This is a genomic window from Prolixibacter denitrificans, from assembly GCF_003014495.1.
Lineage (GTDB): Bacteria > Bacteroidota > Bacteroidia > Bacteroidales > Prolixibacteraceae > Prolixibacter > Prolixibacter denitrificans.
Map to the genome: position 1 here is coordinate 15,804 of NZ_PYGC01000011.1, position 20,213 is coordinate 36,016.

Annotated in this window: 13 protein-coding genes; 10 read left to right on the top strand and 3 right to left on the bottom strand. The window is 44.0% G+C overall.

Going from position 1 to position 20,213, the window contains the following annotated elements; genetic code table 11:
• Positions 1-239: 239 nt before the first annotated feature.
• The 8 genes from CLV93_RS16680 to CLV93_RS16715 all read left to right on the top strand — a co-directional run bounded on the left by CLV93_RS16680 (position 240) and on the right by CLV93_RS16715 (position 11,529).
• Positions 240-956, top strand: coding sequence for a hypothetical protein (locus CLV93_RS16680; protein WP_146142051.1), 717 nt, complete (start codon positions 240-242; stop codon positions 954-956).
• A complete protein-coding gene (locus tag CLV93_RS16685) occupies positions 953-3,742 on the top strand; it encodes a TonB-dependent receptor (protein WP_106543359.1) in 2,790 nt (929 codons plus the stop codon). The genes CLV93_RS16680 and CLV93_RS16685 overlap by 4 nt, the downstream gene beginning before the upstream one ends.
• Entirely contained in the window at positions 3,729-4,907 is a 1,179-nt protein-coding gene (locus CLV93_RS16690) for a DUF4249 domain-containing protein (protein ID WP_106543360.1), read from the top strand. Before CLV93_RS16685 ends, CLV93_RS16690 begins: the two co-directional genes overlap by 14 nt.
• Before the next feature lie 41 nt (positions 4,908-4,948).
• On the top strand, positions 4,949-6,124 hold the full coding sequence (locus tag CLV93_RS16695; protein WP_146142052.1) for a DUF4249 domain-containing protein: 1,176 nt from the start codon (positions 4,949-4,951) through the stop codon (positions 6,122-6,124).
• Between the two features lie 43 nt (positions 6,125-6,167).
• Complete coding sequence (locus tag CLV93_RS16700; protein WP_146142053.1) at positions 6,168-7,343, top strand: DUF4249 domain-containing protein; 1,176 nt, start codon at positions 6,168-6,170, stop codon at positions 7,341-7,343.
• A gap of 37 nt (positions 7,344-7,380) precedes the next feature.
• Positions 7,381-8,559 carry a DUF4249 domain-containing protein gene (locus CLV93_RS16705; RefSeq protein WP_106543363.1) on the top strand — a complete coding sequence of 393 codons (1,179 nt, stop codon included), beginning with the start codon at positions 7,381-7,383 and terminating at the stop codon, positions 8,557-8,559.
• Positions 8,560-8,673: 114 nt separating this feature from the next.
• Positions 8,674-9,816: a DUF4249 domain-containing protein gene (locus CLV93_RS16710; RefSeq protein WP_170108980.1), complete on the top strand. Its 1,143-nt coding sequence runs from the start codon at positions 8,674-8,676 to the stop codon at positions 9,814-9,816.
• Between the two features lie 12 nt (positions 9,817-9,828).
• Positions 9,829-11,529, top strand: coding sequence for a hypothetical protein (locus CLV93_RS16715; protein ID WP_106543365.1), 1,701 nt, complete (start codon positions 9,829-9,831; stop codon positions 11,527-11,529).
• Positions 11,530-11,609: 80 nt separating this feature from the next.
• Here the strand turns inward: CLV93_RS16715 and odhB are convergent, their stop codons facing one another.
• Both odhB and CLV93_RS16725 read right to left on the bottom strand, forming a co-directional pair.
• Positions 11,610-12,896 (bottom strand): 2-oxoglutarate dehydrogenase complex dihydrolipoyllysine-residue succinyltransferase, encoded by a 1,287-nt coding sequence (gene odhB / locus CLV93_RS16720; RefSeq protein WP_106543366.1) that lies wholly within the window; start codon positions 12,894-12,896, stop codon positions 11,610-11,612.
• Between the two features lie 41 nt (positions 12,897-12,937).
• Positions 12,938-15,652: a 2-oxoglutarate dehydrogenase E1 component gene (locus CLV93_RS16725; RefSeq protein WP_106543367.1), complete on the bottom strand. Its 2,715-nt coding sequence runs from the start codon at positions 15,650-15,652 to the stop codon at positions 12,938-12,940.
• Between the two features lie 203 nt (positions 15,653-15,855).
• Between CLV93_RS16725 and CLV93_RS16730 the strand changes: the two genes are divergently transcribed.
• Entirely contained in the window at positions 15,856-18,729 is a 2,874-nt protein-coding gene (locus CLV93_RS16730; RefSeq protein WP_106543368.1) for a PD-(D/E)XK nuclease family protein, read from the top strand.
• Positions 18,730-18,778: 49 nt separating this feature from the next.
• On the opposite strand, the gene trmD is transcribed toward CLV93_RS16730, so the two are convergent.
• On the bottom strand, positions 18,779-19,468 hold the full coding sequence (trmD, locus tag CLV93_RS16735; protein ID WP_106543369.1) for a tRNA (guanosine(37)-N1)-methyltransferase TrmD: 690 nt from the start codon (positions 19,466-19,468) through the stop codon (positions 18,779-18,781).
• 289 nt (positions 19,469-19,757) lie between these two features.
• Here trmD and CLV93_RS16740 point away from each other — a divergent pair, with 289 nt between their 5' ends.
• Positions 19,758-20,153: an Hsp20/alpha crystallin family protein gene (locus CLV93_RS16740; protein WP_170108981.1), complete on the top strand. Its 396-nt coding sequence runs from the start codon at positions 19,758-19,760 to the stop codon at positions 20,151-20,153.
• Positions 20,154-20,213 lie beyond the last annotated feature (60 nt).

Here is a 20,213-nt window from a genome sequence, read left to right on the forward strand (position 1 = left end):
TATGCGGCCATTTTTCCATCTTTTCCTTATGTTTAATTTTATGTTAGTTATGTTTTGAAAATTCTTTGTTTAAACGAATTGTTTCACTAATTTCATAAGTCCAAAATGCGCCTATTAAAAGCATTTCAGACACAGAAACGATTTTTCCCGCGAGAATTGAATTAGCGGAAGCGGAGAGAATCTGTACCACTGAGGATTTATATTGTGTGTATTGTAACTAACTGATTTAAAGATTCTAAATGTTGTTCTATTCCTTAAGGAGAGTACTGCCTCTCTTACTGCTTTGTCTGCCGTTTACTTTAAGGGCCCAGAAGGCTTCGGTTGACACTCTGAAAAAGCAGTATGAGCAGTATGACCAGATGTATGGCTTAAATGATCTGCTGGTCAACGGAGTTTTGTACATCAACCTGCATTACAATGCTACGGGATACCCGTTCATGGGAGAAAATACATTTCGGCGTGGCTCTGTTACGGTGAAAAATGAGAATTTCTCTCCGGTTGAGTTAAAGTATGATATTGTTAATCAGCAGCTCGTGCTGAAGGTGATTAACTCTTTCGGAGGTGAGAGTCATATTATTCTCCGGCGGAATTTTATTCATCAGTTCACCCTTGAAGGCGGGTATTTATTCGAGTGGATAGACAACGACCAGTTACATCCATCATTTTATCAGGTTATTGGTGAAAAGGGATTTCGCTGGTTAATTAAGTATACAAAATTTCTGGAAATACCTCAGGGGTCACAAGCTAACCACCGGGCTTACACCAAGGCCTACCGGAAGTATTACTTCGAACGCGATGGTAAGGTATTCGATATCCGGAACCGGAGAGCCATAAAAAAACTTTTTCCTGATAAGAAAAAAGAGCTGAAGAAGTATTTCCGTGCACACAGGAAATCATTCTCAGCTATTTCTAACGAAGACTTTAATAACCTGCTTAATATCCTGAAAGACGCATGAGAATTACCAGCATTATCTGGGGAATCGTAATGATGTGTATGCTGGTGCCTGAACTCAGGGCGCAAAACCAGGATAACGACATCGTATTTTCCGGAGATTACAACGGCTTAACGTTTGAACAATTTGTTTCCAAAGTGGAATCACAACAAGAGGTTCACTTCTATTACCGCAAAGATTGGGTGCAGAAAATCCAACTGGATCATGCTTCGGGTTCGGATTTGTCGATGAGGGAAGTTTTGCACCGTGCTTTTCTGGGTACGGATCTTCGTTTTTATATCGATGCCTACCGTGACATCTATGTGATGAAAGGTAGGGACATGGTTACAGCTTTACCCGACAAGTTGATAGAAGCTTCTGGCGGTAAAAGCCGGAAAGGAGGCATTACGGATGTTGAAAAGCGCTACCTGGAAGGCCGCAAGGAGAAAAAGAATAAGACAATTGTTTTCGGCCGGGAACACATTAAAAAGCCAAACGAGCGGGTGTATCTTACCGGACGTGTAACCAACGCTGAAAGTGGAGAACCATTGGTTGGGGCAACTTTTTACGTGGAACAATTGAAAGACGGCGTCGTCAGTGATGCACAGGGGTATTATCGTTTGGTGGTGCCACCCGGGAAATATACACTTCAGCTGGGTAGCATGGGAATGCAGAAGCAGGTTTATAACCTGCAGATTTGGCAAAATGCACATTATAATTTCCAGTTCGAGAAGGACATTATTCCTTTAAAAGAGGTGGTAATTGAAGCCAATAAATTTCACAACGTACGCGGGACCCAAATGGGATTTCAACGTTTGGATGTGAAAGCAATCAAGGAAATTCCGGTGGTGATGGGCGAAAGCGATTTGCTGGAGGTTGCTCGTATGTTGCCGGGGGTTCAATCGGTTGGTGAAGGTAGTTCCGGATTGAATGTGCGCGGAAGTCCTGCCGATCAGAACCTGTTCTACATTAACCGGGTTCCGGTGTTTAATACCTCGCACCTGTTTGGTTTTTTCTCTGCGTTTAACCCGGATATTGTGCGCGATTTCTCTTTCTACAAAAGTAATATCCCTGCCCGTTTCGGCGGTCGCCTGGCTTCCATTTTCGATATCTCGACCCGTGAAGGTAACAGTAAGAAATTTACTGCACGTGGCGGAATCAGCCCGATTACCGGAAGGCTTTCGGTGGAAGGACCGCTGGTTAAAAACAAAGGTTCATTTGTTATCGGTGGTCGTTCGACTTATTCGGACTGGATTCTGAGGAGGTTGAAAGATCCGGATTTGAAGAACAGCAATGCCGGTTTTTACGATATTGCTACCAACTTCAGCCTTGAGGCAAATCGGAATAATCATATCCAACTCTTCGGTTATTATAGTCACGATAGGTTTACGCTTTCTACCAACAGTCACTTCAAGTACAGTAACAAGGGAGGCTCACTACTTTGGAGACACCTTTTCAACGAACGTTTTACGGGCACATTCAGTGGTGCTTTCGGAGAATATTCCTACGCGAATACCGAGGAGCAAGACCCGTTGAATGCTTATACGAAGAACTATTCGATAGGGCACTATGAGCTGAAGAGCGATTTTGATTACAATGTGGCTCCGAACCATTTGCTTCGTTTTGGTCTTTCTGCTATATACTACGATCTCGACAGGGGGGCATTGAATCCTTATGGAAATGAATCGCTGCGTTATTATACCAACCTTGGAAGGGAATACGGAACAGAGGATGCTCTTTACCTAAGTGATGAATGGAAAATTGGAGCGAACCTGACTGTGGATGCTGGAATCCGTTACAGCTATTACGCTTATCTGGGACCCAATAAAGTTCGTAACTATTATCCCGATGCTCCTTTGGATGAGAACACGGTTGTTGACACAGTAAGTTACAAATCAGGTGATATTATTCAATCGTATCACGGCCCGGAATGGCGACTGGCGTTGAATTATTTGGTGGGACAAAACAGCTCAGTGAAGCTGTCCTATAACCGGATGCGTCAGTATCTTTTCATGCTGAGTAATACGGTTGCATTATCTCCGAACGATCAGTGGAAACTGACTGATTCGCACATTAGTCCTCAGATTGGAGATCAGTTTAGTGCCGGTTTTTACCGGAACTTTCCCGACAAGCATCTGGAAACTTCTATCGAGGCCTATTACAAGAAGGCGAATCATTTGGTGGAATATAAAAACGGTGCCGATTTAATTGGAAACCGCTGGGTTGAAACCGACGTGGTTCAGGGAAAACAGGATGCTTACGGATTGGAGTTGATGCTGCGTAAAACAGCCGGAAAACTGAATGGCTGGATCAGCTACACCTATTCGCATGCCCGTGTAAAAGTAGATAGTAAGTTTCCTGAAGATCAGATTAATTCAGGAAAAGAATATCCGGCTAATTACGACATTCCTCACTCGGTGAATGTGGTTACCAATTACCGTTTGAGTCGTCGCGTAAGTTTCTCTGGAAACATGGTGTATTACACCGGTCGGCCGATAACTTACCCGAGTGCTATTTATTACATCGACGGAAAAAAAGTGTTGAACTACTCTCTCAGGAACGAGTACAGGTTACCCGATTATTTCCGTGTCGACCTTTCGGTGAATATTGAAGGAAATCTGGTTGCTAAAAAGCTGGCTCACAGTTCTTGGATGGTAGGTGTGTATAACCTTACGGGAAGAAAAAATGCCTACTCAGTGTACTTTAAGAATGTGGATGGCAATATCCAGGGATACAAACAATCTATTTTCGGTGTGCCGATTCTGACACTTACCTGGAACTTTAAATTGGGTAACTATGCGAGTGAATAAGTTATACGTATTGTTACTAGTAGTAATCGCCGTAGGCGCTTTGTTTCAACGATGTGTGGAGCCGTTTACCCCTGAAATAAAAAAATACTCCGATTTGTTAGTCGTCGATGGTACATTGACTGATGAGTTGGGAACACAGGTGATTACGGTTTCCAGAACCTCTGATTATTCCAGTGGTCGGTTCATCCCGGAAAATGGATGTACCGTTACTGTTCAGGACGATCAGGGAAATATTTTTCCATTTGAGAGAAAAGGCAGAGGTAGATATGAAGCCGAGTTTTACCAGGGCGATCTGCGATATGGAAGAGCGTACATGTTGCGGGTAATCGCTAATAACGGAGAAGTTTTTGAATCGAATTATCAGACGCTGACACCTGCACCACCGGTAGATAGTGTAACTGCAGTTTATGAACCCAAAGCTACGGCAGAAAAACCCGAAGGATTAAAAGGTTACCAGTTTTTTGTGAATACCAGTGATCCCAATGGTAACACACGCTATTATCGCTGGAGTATGGAAGAAACATGGGAGTATCATGCTCCTTTTACTTTGTATGCTATGTGGGATGGTGAATGGCACTTTGATTTTGCTTTCCCCGATGATCGGAGCAGATGCTGGAAAACGATGGATGTCCCGGGCATATTTACTGCAACAACCCGTGATATTTCGGAAAATGTTTTGAAGAATGTAAAGTTAAACTATGTGTCTACTCAATCGGATCGATTAAAATGGCGGTATAGTTTGTTGGTTCGGGAATATGCTTTGTCAGCTGAGGCGTATGAATTTTGGAATGGATTACAAAAGCAGACCCAGGAAACCGGTGGTTTGTATGAGTTGCAACCTTACATGATTAAAGGGAACATTACCTGTACTTCAAATCCCGGGGAGACAGCTCTTGGATTTTTCTCCGCTTCAGGTGTATCGGAAAAGCGTGTTTTTGTATATCCTCCATCTGACTATGTTTCTGAGCCTCCTTGTGTTGGGGATACGATAAATGCCCGTAACCCAATTGAGGATTATCCGGAATCGGCTTTCCCGGTATATCTATACGAAATACAGCAGCCTACGGGTGGTGTTATTCATCAGCTGGCAGCGGCAGAAAGACGTTGCTTTGATTGTCTTGAAAGAGGAGGTACCAATATTAGACCTGATTTTTGGGTGTATTGATAGTAAAATGATGAATCACAATTATTTATGATGTGTAAGAGGTGAAGCAATCCCAAAGAAAATATGTATTAGGAGTAATTGCCATTTTCATGGTAATGGGGGGACTGCATCGCTGTGTTGAACCATTTACTCCGCAGATTAAAAAGTATTCTAATCTATTAGTGGTCGACGGCACCCTGACCAATGAGGTGGGAACACAGGTAATTACTGTTTCGCGTAGTTCTAACTATAACGATGCTGAGTTTATCGCAGAGAATGGATGTACTGTCACGGTTCAGGATGACGAGGGAAACATCTATTCTTATGCCGGGAAAGGTAATGGTAAATATGAAGCTGAGTTTTACCAAGGCGATCTGCAATATGGAAGAGCTTATATGTTGCGGGTAATCGCGAATGATGGAGAAGTTTTTGAATCGGATTATCAGACCTTGAGGCCTGCACCTCCAATTGATAGTGTAACTGCCGTATATGAGCCCAGAATTACCCTGGAGGACCCTGATGGATTAAAAGGTTATCAGTTTTTTGTGAGTACCAGTGATCCCGGTGGCAATACTCGTTATTATCGCTGGAGCATGGAAGAAACCTGGGAATACCATGCACCTTTTACGGTAGCTTATATGTGGGATGGGGCATTGCACGATTTTTCCTTCCCGGATGACCGGAGTACGTGCTGGATGACGATGGATGTTCCTGGTATATTTACCGGAACGACCCGGGATATTTCGGAAGATGTTTTGAAGAATGTGAAGCTAAACTATGTGTCTACTCAATCGGATCGGTTAAAATGGCGGTATAGTTTGTTGGTTCGGGAATATGCGTTGTCGGCTGAAGCCTATGAATTTTGGAGTGGACTACAAAAGCAGACTCAGGAAACGGGTGGTTTGTATGAATCGCAACCGTACATGATTAAAGGAAATATTACCTGTATTTCAAATCCTGATGTAAAGGCACTAGGATTTTTCTCGACTTCGGGTGTAAGTGAGAAGCGGATTTTTGTTAATCCTCCATCAGATTATGTTTATGAATTGCCTTGTTTGGGAGATACGATTACACCCCGTAACCCGATTGAGGATTATCCGGCGTCGGCATATCCTGTATATCTTTTTAAAATACCACTGCCCATGGGAAGACATACGATGGCTGCAGCGGAAAGACGTTGTTTCGATTGTCTTGAAAGAGGAGGTACCAATATCAGACCTGATTTTTGGGTGTATTAGAAGAAATTGAACGATGAATAACAATTAGTGAATAGATAAAGCAGTGAAGCAGCCCCAAAGGAAATATGTCGTAGGAGTAATTGCCATTTTCATGGGAATAGTGAGCTTGCCTTGTTGTGTTGAACCATTTACTCCGCATGTTAAGAAGTATTCCGATTTATTGGTGGTTGACGGCACCCTTACAGATGAGCCGGGAAGTCAGGTTGTTACTGTATCCCGAACCTCCGACTATAGCGAAGCTGAATTTTTACCAGAGAATGGATGTGTGGTTACCATTTTGGATGACCAGGGAAACATTTATCCTTTTAACGGAAAGGGAGATGGTAAATATGTGGCCGAATTTTACCAGGGTGACCTGAAGTATGGAAGAGCTTATATGTTGCGTGTAATCGCTGGCAGCGGAGATGTTTATGAGTCGGACTATCAGGTGCTGAAGCCTGCGCCCCCAATTGACAGTGTGACCGCCCGGTATGAGACCAAAGTTACCGCAGAAAATACGAGAGGGCTGAAGGGGTACCAATTCTTTGTAAATACCAGCGATCCGACCAATAATACGCGCTATTATCGCTGGAGTGCGGAAGAAACCTGGGAATATCATGCGCCCTACGAGGTTGTGTTTATGTGGGATGGTACGCTGCATTTCTTTTCTTTTCCTGATAACAGGAGCACCTGTTGGAAGACTTCAGATATCCCTGCCATTTATACCGCGACGACACGAGATATGTCTGAGGATAGGTTGACAAATGTAAAACTCAGTTTTGTTTCCACCGGGAGTGAGCGATTGAAGTGGAGATACAGTTTGTTGGTCACCGAGTACTCGTTATCTGCCGAATCATATGAGTTTTGGAATGGACTGGAAAAGCAAACTCAGAAAACCGGAGGTTTGTATGAAGCGCAACCTTACATGATCGAGGGAAATATTTCCTGTGTTTCCACGCCTGATGAAGTGGTCCTGGGATTTTTCTGCGTAAGTGGAGTGAGTAAAAAGAGAATTTTTGTTGGCCCAGCTCCCGATCCAGTTTATGAAATGGTTTGCAATCTGGATAAAATCGGCCCGAGAAATCCGATAGAGGATTATCCAGAGTCTGCTTACCCGGTATATCTCACCGGAACGTTATTGCCTGGAGGAGGATATGCGATGGCGGCTTCCGAAAGGCGCTGTTTCGATTGTCTTGAAAGAGGAGGAACGAATGTTAAACCTGATTTCTGGGAGGATTAGAATAAACACAAGAAAGAATAATAATTAGATACAGTAAGTGAAGCAATCCGAAAGAAAATATGTAGCAGGAGCAATTGCCATTTTCATGGTAATTGGAGGATTGCATCGTTGTGTCGAACCATTTAATCCCTCAGTGGAGAAGTACAGCGATCTGCTTGTCATTGATGCTACACTGACGGATGAGCCAGGTGTTCAAAAGGTAACGGTTTCGCGAACATCGAGTCTTAATGATTCAGCCTTTATACCTGAAATTGGTTGTACGGTAACCATTTTGGATGATGTAGGAAATATATATGATTTGAGTGATGGCGGCAATGGAAGATATGCAGCCAACTTTAACAGTGAACAACTTCAAACCGGCACTTCCTATATGCTGAGGGTCATAGACAATAGCGGAGACGTATTCGAATCAGATTATCAGAAGTTATTACCTCCTCCCAAAATTGACAGTGTGACCTATCGTTATGGACCCAAGTATACGCCTGAATTTCCTGAAGGACTACTCGGCTGTCAGTTTTATGTGAATGCGAGTGCCCCTGGTGGTGAAATGAAGTTCTATCGGTGGAGTATGCAGGAGACCTGGGAGTATCACTCAATTTATCAAGTCGGAGCGATGTGGGATGGTGCCTTGCATGATAATTATTATTTCAAGGAAAACAGGACGATTTGTTGGATGACCAAGGAAGTTCCCGGCATTTATACTGCGACGACCCGCGACATGGCGGGAAATGTTTTGAAAAATATCAAACTGAATTATGTTTCTGTCGGAAGCGATCGGTTAAAATTCAGGTATAGTCTTTTAGTCCGGGAGTATTCACTTTCGCCCGAAGCCTATGAGTTTTGGAGTGGGCTGGAAAAACAAACACAACAAACCGGAGGATTGTACGAAACGCAGCCTTATATGCTAACCGGAAATATTTCCTGCGTTTCAAATCCCGAAAAAACTGCGTTAGGTTTTTTTTCAACGAGTGGCGTTAGTAAAAAACGAATTTTTGTTAAACGTTCACCTTATCCTGTCAGAGATATTGTTTGTTCTTCCGATACAATAAGAGGAACCGGGGACCTGATGCCGTATCCGCCTTCATCTTATCCGGTTTACATGTATTATTTTATTCTGCCTTCGGGCGGATTAATGAGAGTTGCTTCCAATCAGCGTTGCTTTGATTGTTTAGTACGTGGTGGTACGAATGTGAAACCTGATTTCTGGGAGGATTAAAATGGTAAGGCAATATAGATATACGATTTTGAGATTAACATAATTTGTGAATAGTTCTGTTTGCTGGTTTCAAATGAAGAGATGATGATTGTGAAGAAAAAATATTTGATGTTGATGGCTATTACGATTGTTGGTTTTGGAATTCAACGTTGTGTGGAGCCATTTAATCCACCGGTAACCAATTACAATGATTTATTGGTTATCAGTGGGACGTTGACGGATGAGCCGGGAACACAAACAATTACTGTTTCCAGGACGACTCCCTACACCGACTCTACCTACGTTCCCGAGAATGGATGCTCAGTGACTGTTGTCGATGATAAGGGTAACATAATTAGTTACACAGGAAAAGGAGAAGGCAAATATGTTGCCAATATAACCAGTGGTGATTTGGGATACGGAACCAGTTATATGTTGCGGGTGATCGATAACAAGGGCGATGTATATGAGTCAGATTACCAGACGCTGCAACCGGCTCCTCCTATTGATAGTTTGACAGCCAGTTATCAGTCGAAAAGTACGGCGGAAAATCCGGACGGCTTAAAAGGGTATCAATTTTATGTGAATACCAGTGATCCCAGTGGCAAAACTCAATATTATCGGTGGAGTATGCAGGAAACCTGGGAGTATCATTCTCCCTATACCGTCGCAGCCATGTGGGATGGTACATTACATTTGAATTATCATTTTGAGAACAATCGGACCACTTGTTGGATGACAAAGGAAGTACCGGGAATATACACTGCTACGACACGCGATTTGGCTGAAGATGTATTGAAAAATTATAAGCTGAACTATGTCTCGACGCAATCGGATCGGTTGATGTGGAGATATAGTCTGCTGGTAAGAGAATACTCTCTATCCGCAGAGGCTTATGAGTTTTGGAATGGATTGGAAAAACAAACGCAGCAAACAGGTGGTCTCTTTGAAAGTCAACCTTATATGATTCGGGGAAATCTAACCTGCGTGTCGAAGCCGGGTAAGGTGGTACTAGGATATTTTTCAGCCAGTGGAGTCAGCAAGAAACGAATTTTCGTAGGGCCAGCACCTGATCCAGTAAGAGAAATATTTTGTAGTTCCGATACCATTAAATCAATCAGGGATGACTTAATGCCCTATCCATCTTCTTCTTATCCGGTATATATGTACAATTTTATTCTTCCTTCGGGAGCAATCGTTAAAGTGGCCTCGAATCAGCAATGTTTTGATTGTTTGAAACGCGGGGGCACCAATGTCAGACCTTCTTATTGGCAATAAAATACAGGGAATATGAATACAAAAACAAAGACTTTTATAAAGCAGTTGGTAATATCCGTTGCACTTTTGGTTATTGCTCTTCCCGGGTATCTTCGCGCAGCTAACGAACCTGCCCAGAATGAAAAGGTTGCTTTCGTCACGGATCGTGATTTTTATGTGGCTGGCGAGAATCTGTATTTCAAAGCGTGCAATTTGTCGAATCTGGAGATGGCGGCATTGGAATGGAGCAAGGTTTTGTATGTGGAGTTGATCGACGGTAACGCCAATCCGGTTGTTCGCGAGAAGTTTACATTCGGAGAGAATGGAACAGATGGTCGAATAACCATTCCCGAGGTAATTCCTTCAGGGTACTATTACGTAATGGCTTATACCCGTTGGATGCGTAATTTTCCTGCTTCAGGATTTGCCTGGAAGATGGTGAAAATACTGAATCCCTATTCCGAAGAAGTGGTTTCGGGAAACGATTCCCTGAAGGTGGACGCGAGTGGAAATTGGAAGGTGGAAAGAGATTCGACCGCTCATCAAACATTTAAAAGGAGGCAAAATGTTTCGCTTGATTTGTTGCTTCCTGATGTTAATGATCCAACTTGTACAACAACTGTTTCGGTCGTGCGTAAGGGCAGTCATGTGGCTTATCATCAACAGATGGACGTTCGCGATCCTGATTACGATAAAGTAACCGGGGATACGATTGTCTTCATTCCGGAAACACGAGGAGTGAGTGTAAACGGCAGGGTTGTAAATAGAAATACTGGAAAACCTGTGGCTTACGCCCGGATTAACCTCTCAGTTTTAGGTGGCGAAGGCAATTTTCATGGAACCTACAGTCGTTCAGACGGGACTTTCCACTTTGCTATTTTAGATGAGTATGGTAACCGGGAATTATTTATGTCGGTCGAAAAAGACAGTGTTCCCTGTAAATTATTGGTTGACAATGACTTTATTCAGAGGAGGTTGGCAGTTCCTAATATGAAATTTCGGTTGACGCCGGCTGAGAGAAAGATGGCGGAGCGGATGATGATCAGTCAGCAGTTGGCCAGTAATTTTAGGTTGAGAACAAAGCCTGATTCAATGAAAGCGAAGAAGAATGAAGAATATTTCTTTGGAAAGCCGGTTTTTCATACTGATCTGGATAAATACATCAAGCTGCCAACGCTTGAAGAGGTTTTCTACGAGTTGGTTCCCAGTGTTGTAGTAGTTCGTCATCACGGAGTGCCCCGGTTCTTTGTAGCGGGCGACCATTCCGATTTGAGACTCTATCCACCTCTTGTGTTGCTTGACCGGGTGCCGTTGTCAGATATGAATAATATTCTCTCCATTCCTCCGGAGCGAATCAAATCCATAGATGTAGTTAACGCAACCTACCAGCGTGGTGATTTGATTTATGGAGGAATTATCAGCATGAAATCGCGACAAGACGATTTGGCGGGAATTGATTTGCCGGAAAGTTCTTTCTTTCTCGAGTTTCAAACGCTCGATCAAGCGGACAGTTTACATCTCCTAACGGATGTGGAAGGGGCTGGCTCGCCGAATATCCCAATGATGGGAAATACGTTGTATTGGAACTCTGATTTGACGGTTGATAAAGACAATAAGGTTCATGTTTCGTTCGATACAGGTGATGAAACAGGCGATTTCGAAGTTTGGCTGACTTCCATAACGATAGAAGGGAAAGTTTCTGAACGATGTGTGCCGATTACGATTACCCGATAGAGAAAGCATATAGTAAATAAAAAAAAGCGGAGCCATTTTTTAATGGTTCCGCTTTTTGCGTCATATGTTGGTTGCAATATCTACAAGTCGAGAAGTAATTCTTCCGGCGAACTTCCGCCAAATAGCAATTTCTCCGGATTTTCGATGAATTCCTTTAAGTGAACGAGGAAACCGACAGAGTCTTTCCCATCGATAACCCTGTGGTCATACGAAAGGGCGATGTACATCATTGGACGAATTTCCACTTTGCCATTCACAGCAATAGGCCGCTCTTTGATGGCATGCATTCCCAGGATTCCGCTTTGCGGCGGATTAATGATCGGAGTCGACATCAGTGAACCAAATACGCCCCCATTGGTAATGGTAAAAGTTCCACCGGTCATTTCTTCAATGGTTAATTTACGGTTACGGGCTTTGGCAGCCAGTTCTTTAATCTCCAGTTCAATTTCAGGAATCGATTTGGTTTCCACATTGCGGACAATTGGAACCATCAACCCCTTGGGCGTCATCACAGCAATACCGACATCGTGGTAACGTGGTGTGACAATTTCATCGCCTTCAATCATGGAATTGACGCCTGGATGCTGCTTCAGTGCTTCGCTGACCGCTTTGGTGAAGAAAGACATGAATCCCAGCTTGAAACCGTGTTTTTCAACAAATCTTTCCTGGTAAGTCTTACGCAATTGCATCACGTTAGTCATGTCCAGCTCGTTGAACGTGGTCAACATGGCTGTTTCGTTCTTCACGGAAACGAGACGCTGACTGAGCTTCTTACGCAGTGAACTCATGGTTTGCCGGTCCTCTTCGCGACTCGCTTCGGGCTTTTGCATTGCCGGATGGTTTTTTAAGGTATCGGCGGCAGTTTCCACATCCTTACGGGAAAGACGACGCAAACCTTCGAGAACTTCTTCTATGGATAAGCCTTCGGCTTCCATCACAGCTTTGGCTGCCGGAGTTGTTTTTACATGAGATACATCGTCTCCGGAAGACTTCGGCGTTTCAGGCTTTTTCTCAGTTTTGGGTGGTTCCGGTTTTTTTGTTTCTGCTTCGGTTTTCTTTTCCTCTGCAGGAGCTTTCTTCTTCTCCTCAGCCTTAGGTTCTTCTTTTGGTTTAGCCGGAGCTTCTCCTGCTTTGTCCGTATCAATGGTACAAGCAACGGCGCCGACTTCGATGGAATCGCCCTCTTCTGCTTTAATACTCACTGCTCCCGCTTCGCTTGCAATGAGAGACAGGGTGGCTTTATCTGATTCAATCTCCGCTATTTCCTGGTCCTTTTCTACTATATCACCGTCAGAAACAAGCCAACTTCCTATTTCCACTTCGGTGATGGATTCACCCGGACTCGGTACTTTTATTTCGATGATCATCTTTCGGTACTTTTTTGATGAATTGTGATTGTTTTGGGGTTTTATTTAAAAACGGCTTCCAGGATTCGTTCGAGGCGTCGTTTATGTTGTTCCATTAATCCTCCGGCCGGACTGGCGCTTTCCGGACGGGAAATCACGTCAAGATTCAGGCCCGGATATTTACGGGTAATGTATGGCCAGGCTCCCATGTTTTCAGGTTCATCCTGAACCCAAAGTTTGCTCTTGGCATTTTTATTTTCATAGATAATACTCCTGACGGCTTCGGCCGGAAACGGGTACAGTTGTTCGATGCGGATAATTGCCACATCATTTTTCTTCAGTTCTTCCCGCCGTTCCAGCAATTCGTAATAAATCTTTCCGGAAGTAAATACCAGCTTGGAGGCTTTTCCCGGTTTAACCGTTTCATCCGGGATAAGCGGCTGGAATCTTCCGTTTGCCAAATCTTCGAAAGTAGATATGACTTTCGGATGGCGCAACAGGCTTTTCGGGGTGAAAATTACCATTGGTATACGGAAATCCCACTTGACATGGCGTCGTAACATATGAAATAAACTGGCAGGAGTGGTTGGGACCATTACCTGCATGTTATTACCGGCAGCCTGCGCGAGCATACGCTCAATACGACCGCTGGAGTGTTCCGGGCCCTGGCCTTCGTAACCGTGTGGTAACATGAGTACCAAGCCATTCATCATTCCCCACTTTTCACCTGCCGAGGAAATGTATTGGTCGATGATTACCTGTGCTACGTTGCTGAAATCACCAAATTGCGCTTCCCAAATGGTCAATCCTTTTGGACAGGCGAGGGCATAACCATATTCGAATCCCATGGCTGCATATTCGTTCAGCGGGGAATTATAAATGTGGAATGGAGCCTGATTTTCACCAATGTGTTTAAGTGGGAAGTATTTTTCGTCTGTAGCTTCCATCACCAGAGCTGCGTGACGGTGGGCAAATGTACCGCGTTCGCTGTCTTGTCCGCCCATGCGAACCGGATGTCCTTCGAGCAACAACGCAGCATAGGCCAGCAATTCACCCATGGCCCAGTCGAGCCTGTTTTCGGATGCTGCTTTTTTCCTGTCGTTGAGGAGCTTGATAATTTTTCTGAAAAAGCTCTTATCGTCCGGAAGGGTATTCATCTTTTCGGCGACAGCCTTCAGTTGGTCAATATCGTAACCGGTGTCGGTATCGTGATCCGACTCGGACGGCTCCGGCAAACGGTAATTCTTATACTCATCCAGTAAGAACCGTTCAATACGAAGCTTTTGAATATGCTGACTCTCTTCGTATTTTACTTCGAGCGATTGATTGAAATCATCAATTTCCTTTTTGATCTCTTCGTTGGTCATGATACCTTTTTGTATCAGTTTTTCAGCGTAGAGATCACGCGGATTGGGATGACTGGCAATGGCTTTGTACAGCGTAGGCTGTGTAAAACGGGGTTCATCACCTTCGTTGTGTCCGTATTTCCGGTAGGAAAGAATGTCGATGAAAATATCGGATTCAAATTGCTGCCGGAATTCCATCGCCAGTTTGATGGTAAAGATGAGCGCTTCCACATCATCGCCGTTGACGTGGAAAACAGGAGAACGCGTAACCTTTGCCACGTCGGTGCTGTAAGTACTCGAACGGGCATCAAGGTAATTGGTCGTAAAACCAACCTGGTTGTTTAATACCATGTGAATCGTACCTCCGGTTTTGTAGCCTTTGAGCTGCGACATCTGCACCGTTTCGTAAACGACTCCCTGACCGGCAATAGCGGCATCTCCGTGAATGACAATAGGAGCCAGTTTTTTGAAGTCTTTACCATATTCGTGGTCCAGTTTGGCCCGTGCTACACCTTCTACCAACGGCGCTACCGCTTCAAGGTGCGATGGGTTAGGAAGAAGGTTCAGCTTTACCTTATGGCCCTGGTCGGTGGTAACCTCGTTTTCGTAACCCAGGTGATATTTCACATCACCAAGGGCGATTCCTTCTTCGAATTCGGTTCCATAGAATTCCTTGAAAATATTCTTGTAAGGCTTTTCAACAATATTGGCCAGTACATTTAACCGGCCCCGATGGGACATCCCAATCACAAATTCCTCAATTCCCAGCTCTGCACCGCGCTCAATAATGGCGTCCATCGCTGGAATCAAAGTTTCGGTTCCCTCGAGAGAAAAGCGCTTCTGACCGACGAACTTCTTGTGAATGAAGTTCTCGAAACCAACTGCTAATTTGAGATGGTAGAAAATGTGTTTCCGGTTTTCGTCGGTAAACTCCTGCTGGTTTTTGGTGCCTTCCATGCGTTCGCGAAGCCACTTAACCACTTCGGGTTTCCGCATAAAAAGATACTCCACGCCGATTGATTCACAGTACGTTGTTTCGAGATGCGCTACAATATCACGCAGTGATGCCGGCCCAATGCCAATTTCATTTCCCGCCTGGAAAACAATGTCCAGATCAGCTTCACTTAACCCAAAATTTTCAATATCTAGTGTTGGTGAGTAAGTCCGGCGTGTCCGTACAGGATTGGTTCGGGTAAACAGGTGTCCTCGTTGTCGGTAATTGTGAATAAGGTTCAGAATCTTAAACTCTTTGTCCAGGTGTTTGCAATCCTCAGGTGTTTCGGCTTCTGCCCAAGATTGCCGGGCGAACTCGAACCCTTTGAAAAATGCTTTCCAGCTTGCATCCACATTCTCCGGATCTTCAAGGTACGCTTTGTATAGGTCCTCTATCGCTCCAATCTCTTGGTTGCCAACCTGTGAGAATTTGTCCATGTTAGTGTTATTCATAAGTTGATGATAAAAATAATACAAAGATGTACCGATATATGTTCAGTAAAATTTTAAACTTTCGTTGATGATTTTTCAAAGATATGTGAGGATTGATAAAAAAGTATCAACTTTACACTTCCACATCTTTTTTCCCAGTGAAAACCAATAAAGATTTAAATAGTTCTGAATTAATTGATAAAAATTTTATGCGGGGATTTTTAGCGCGTTTGGCTGCCCATTTATATGAGGTTTACGGAGACAAAATTTCGGAGCAAACAATCATTTTTCCGAACCGAAGAGCCGGAATTTTTTTCAATAGTTACCTGAATAGATTGGTCTCCGAGCCGATTTTTAGTCCGGAGATTGTTACCATCAGCGATTTTTTCGCCAGTCAGACCGATTGGCACGTGGCCGATCCGCTTACACTCGTGTTTCATCTGTATGAAATTTACCGCGAAGTTACTGGTTCCAGTGAATCATTCGATGACTTTTATTTCTGGGGCGATATGCTCGTGAACGATTTCGACGATATTGACAAGTACAATGTCGATGCGGCCGGTCTTTTTCAGAATATTTCCGATTTGAAAGAGATTGACTTGCTTTTTCAGGACTTTGATGATGAGAGCCGGGAACATATCTCCGGTTTTTGGCGGAGCTTGAGCAACCGCGACAAAACACCGAATCAGGAGGAATTTTTGCAAATCTGGCAATCGCTTTTCCCGATTTATGAGAAATTCAGAGAGCGGCTTTTGAACGAGGGAATTGCTTACGAAGGCATGGTTTACCGTGAAACTGCCCGCCAGATTCAGGAGAAAGAGTTGCAGATTAAGCAAGATGGAGACATTATTCTAGCCGGTTTCAACGCGCTGAACCGATGCGAGGAGATCTTGTTTTCCTTCTTCCGGGAAACCGGGAAAGCAAAGTTTTTTTGGGACTACGACCGCTATTATCTTGATGATCCGCAGCAGGAGGCAGGTTTGTTTATGCGGAAAAACCTGAAGAAGTTCCCGCAGGCGGCCTCGTTAGGCGGCGAGTCTGATTTCATGCAACATCCGCCAAAAATAGAAATCATCAATGTTCCTTCTCAGGTGGGGCAGGCACAGGTAGCATCGAACCAGTTAATGAAAATGCCGACACCTGACCGGCAGTTCGATGATGCAGCGGTTGTATTGTGTGACGAAGGTTTGCTTCTGCCGGTCCTGGGCGCACTACCGGAGCAAATAGGCAAAGTGAACGTGACGATGGGGTTCCCGGTGAATGCCAGTCCGGCCTATAGTTTGGTAAATCAGTTGATCGAACTGCAGCGAAATATCCGTCGTCACGAAGAGTCGGTTTTCTATTATAAAAATGTATTGGCGCTTTTAGGGCACCAGTTGGTTTCGGGAATCGAGCCAGAATTAAGCCGGAAGTTGACAGAAGAGATTATTTCGCAAAACATGGTTTACCTTCCGGCGAAGAGGTTACAGCAATCCCCGTTCTTGCGATTAATATTTCAAATTCCGCGAACGATTGACGACTATTCAGATTATTTTCTGGAAATTCTTCGTTCTGTCTTTACGAAGATGCCGTCCGATGAAAGTGAAAACCGGCATCAGTTACATAAAGAATATTTGTTCCAGCTCTATTTGGCTGTCAACCGCCTGAAGGATGTGCTGGAAACCAGTGGTAAGAAAATTCTCGGGGATGAGAACTTTTTAACAAGAGAAACCTATTTCCGTTTTCTGGGACAATACCTGGGAGGCATTACGGTGCCTTTCGAGGGGGAACCGCTTCAGGGACTTCAGGTTATGGGAATCCTGGAAACGCGAACGCTGGACTTTCGCAACCTGGTCATTCTGTCGATGAATGACGGCGTTATGCCCAAAACTTCAGCGAAAGCTTCTTTTATTCCCTACAATTTGAGGCGTGGTTTTGGTTTGCCTTCCGTTGAAGAAATGAATGCCATGTATGCTTATTACTTTTATCGATTGCTTCAGCGGGCCGAGAGTGTAACGTTTGTTTATCATTCAGGTACCGAAGGACTTTTTGTCGGTGAGAAGAGCCGATATTTGTACCAGTTGCAGATGGAAACTCCGCTGGATATTAAGGAAACGAGTGTTTCGATGGAGGTTTCCTCGCTTTCGCCTGTGCCGATTGTTGTTCAGAAGACAGAAGATGTAATGGCTCCACTGAAGCCTTATCTTAAAGGCGAAAGGGTGCTTTCACCGAGCGCGATCGATAAGTATCTGACATGTTCGTTGCAGTTCTATTTTCGCTACAGTGCGGGTTTGGAGGAACCTGATGAAGTAACCGAAGAAGTTGACGCCCGGATTTTTGGGAATCTGTTTCACGATACGATGGAGGCCTTGTATACTCCATTTCTCGGAAAGGAATTGAGTGCCGATGATATTCAGGGCTTGATAGACGATGAATTGAAGATTCAGGATTTGCTGCTTCAATCGTTTCGAAAAAATTATTTCAAGGGGGGAGGCAATTCCGAGGCCGTTGTCCTTCGTGGACGCAACTGGCTGGTAGGGGAGATTGTGAAGAAATATGTGCGGCAGGTGCTTGCGTTGGATAAAGAGAGAGCGCCATTTACCATCGAAGGCTTGGAGAACAAGGTGAAAGCTGATTTTCCTTTAACTGATGGAGAACGAACAGTTCTCGTCGGTGGAAAAGTCGACCGGATGGATAAGCGGGATGGAGTTCTCGAAATTCTGGATTACAAAACAGGAAAGGCCGATCTCAGTTTCACTATGCTGGATGATTTGTTCGATCAGGAAAAATCGAACCGGAACAAAGCTGCCCTGCAGACTTTGATTTATGCTTCGGTTGTTCATGCCAACAGGAAATCGGAAGGGATTATTCAAACTGGTATTTATGCTTTGCGCAGAATATTTGAAAAAGATTTTCAGCCAACGGTCACAAGCAAAGAGTTGGGGAATTTGCCGGTCAACTATGTCGAGCATCAGGATGTATTTAAAGAAAAGTTAGTTGGTCTTCTTGAAGAAATCTTCGATACAAACATTCCTTTTATTCAGACAGAGAAGGAAGAGACCTGCCGTTATTGTCCGTATAAAAATATTTGCCGGCGAGGATAAAAAAATCCCGGTCCAATTTTTCTGAACCGGGATGCTGTAGAGAATATCTTTATTCTTCGTCGTGTTTCTCGAGTAAATCGGGGCGGAGCTTTTTCGTTCTCTCGTATGCCTGCTCCATTTTCCAATCTTCAATCAACTGGTCATTTCCTGATAAGAGCACATCCGGAACTTTCCAACCTTTGTAATCGGCTGGTCTCGTATAAACCGGCGGGCTAAGCAATCCGTCCTGAAAAGAATCGGTTAAGGCGGAAGTTTCGTCGGAAAGTACGCCGGGAATTAGTCGAACAACTGCATCTGCAATAATAGCTGCGGCCAGCTCGCCTCCCGTAAGGACAAAATCGCCAACCGATATTTCGCGGGTAATCAAGTTGTCCCGCACCCGTTGATCGACGCCTTTGTAGTGCCCGCAAAGAATGATGATATTCTTTTTCAGCGAAAGCTGGTTGGCGTCGTTTTGCTCGAAACGTTTGCCATCCGGCGAAGTGAAGATGACCTCATCATACTCACGCTGGCTCTTTAATTCGTTAATTGCTTTTTCGATGGGCTCTACCATCATGACCATGCCGGCTCCTTTGCTGAAGGCGTAATCGTCTACCCGTCGGTGTTTATCAGTCGACCAATCTCTCAGGTTGTGAATATGAATTTCAGCCAATCCTTTGTCCTGAGCCCGTTTGAGAATAGAATGACCGAACGGGCTTTCCAGTAATTCAGGCAAAACGGTGATGATATCTATGCGCATTGTCTCAAAAATTTCTACAAATGTAGAATTTCCCTTTTGAGTATCTCAATACTCCTTTTCAATTACCTTTTTTGTCTGCTTGATTTTGTGTAGTTGTGCCATAATGGCGCAATAAATTCGACAGAGATGTCAATGTGGCATTGTCTGTTTTGAAATTGATAAGATTTATGGAATGGTATATCGTTTGAATAAAGTAGGTCAGAAATTGAAAAAGCATTGAAAAAATTAACGTAATAAGGAGGAAAATATCATGTTGAACTTAATGACTTACCCGAACGCACATTCGAAAATGAAATCAAATAATGATTTGTTGGACAGATTGTTTAACGATTCGGTTTGGAACGACAGCTTTGCTTCAAGTCGTCCGAAAGCAAATGTGAAAGAAGAAAAAGATCAGTTTGTCATCGAATTGGTGGCTCCTGGTTTTACCAAAGAACAAATCAACATAAATCTTGAGAAAGAAATTCTCACCATTAAAGGCGAATCTGAAAAAAAAGAACAAGAAGCGGCACGTTATACCACCCGCGAGTTTGTTGCGGGAGACTTCGTCCGCCGTTTCTCGATGCCTGACTCAGTTGATACTGAAAACATCACTGCAGGCTTTAGCAACGGTATTCTCGAAATCAGATTGCCGAAACGCGAAGAGAATATTGATAGGGGACCCCGGACAATTAAGATTGGTTAACAGTAATATAGCAAGTTAGGTTTTGAATTATGGGGGCTGCGAAATAATCACGTAGCCCCC

What these genes read in the sequence shown, in the direction of transcription:
- trmD (WP_106543369.1), bottom strand. Translation starts at nt 19,468, where the DNA reads ATGCGCATAGATATCATCACCGTTTTGCCTGAATTACTGGAAAGCCCG.
- CLV93_RS16730 (WP_106543368.1), top strand. Translation starts at nt 15,856, where the DNA reads ATGCGGGGATTTTTAGCGCGTTTGGCTGCCCATTTATATGAGGTTTAC.
- CLV93_RS16680 (WP_146142051.1), top strand. Translation starts at nt 240, where the DNA reads ATGTTGTTCTATTCCTTAAGGAGAGTACTGCCTCTCTTACTGCTTTGT.
- CLV93_RS16685 (WP_106543359.1), top strand. Translation starts at nt 953, where the DNA reads ATGAGAATTACCAGCATTATCTGGGGAATCGTAATGATGTGTATGCTG.
- CLV93_RS16725 (WP_106543367.1), bottom strand. Translation starts at nt 15,652, where the DNA reads ATGGACAAATTCTCACAGGTTGGCAACCAAGAGATTGGAGCGATAGAG.
- CLV93_RS16715 (WP_106543365.1), top strand. Translation starts at nt 9,829, where the DNA reads ATGAATACAAAAACAAAGACTTTTATAAAGCAGTTGGTAATATCCGTT.
- CLV93_RS16690 (WP_106543360.1), top strand. Translation starts at nt 3,729, where the DNA reads ATGCGAGTGAATAAGTTATACGTATTGTTACTAGTAGTAATCGCCGTA.
- odhB (WP_106543366.1), bottom strand. Translation starts at nt 12,896, where the DNA reads ATGATCATCGAAATAAAAGTACCGAGTCCGGGTGAATCCATCACCGAA.
- CLV93_RS16710 (WP_170108980.1), top strand. Translation starts at nt 8,674, where the DNA reads ATGGCTATTACGATTGTTGGTTTTGGAATTCAACGTTGTGTGGAGCCA.
- CLV93_RS16740 (WP_170108981.1), top strand. Translation starts at nt 19,758, where the DNA reads ATGAAATCAAATAATGATTTGTTGGACAGATTGTTTAACGATTCGGTT.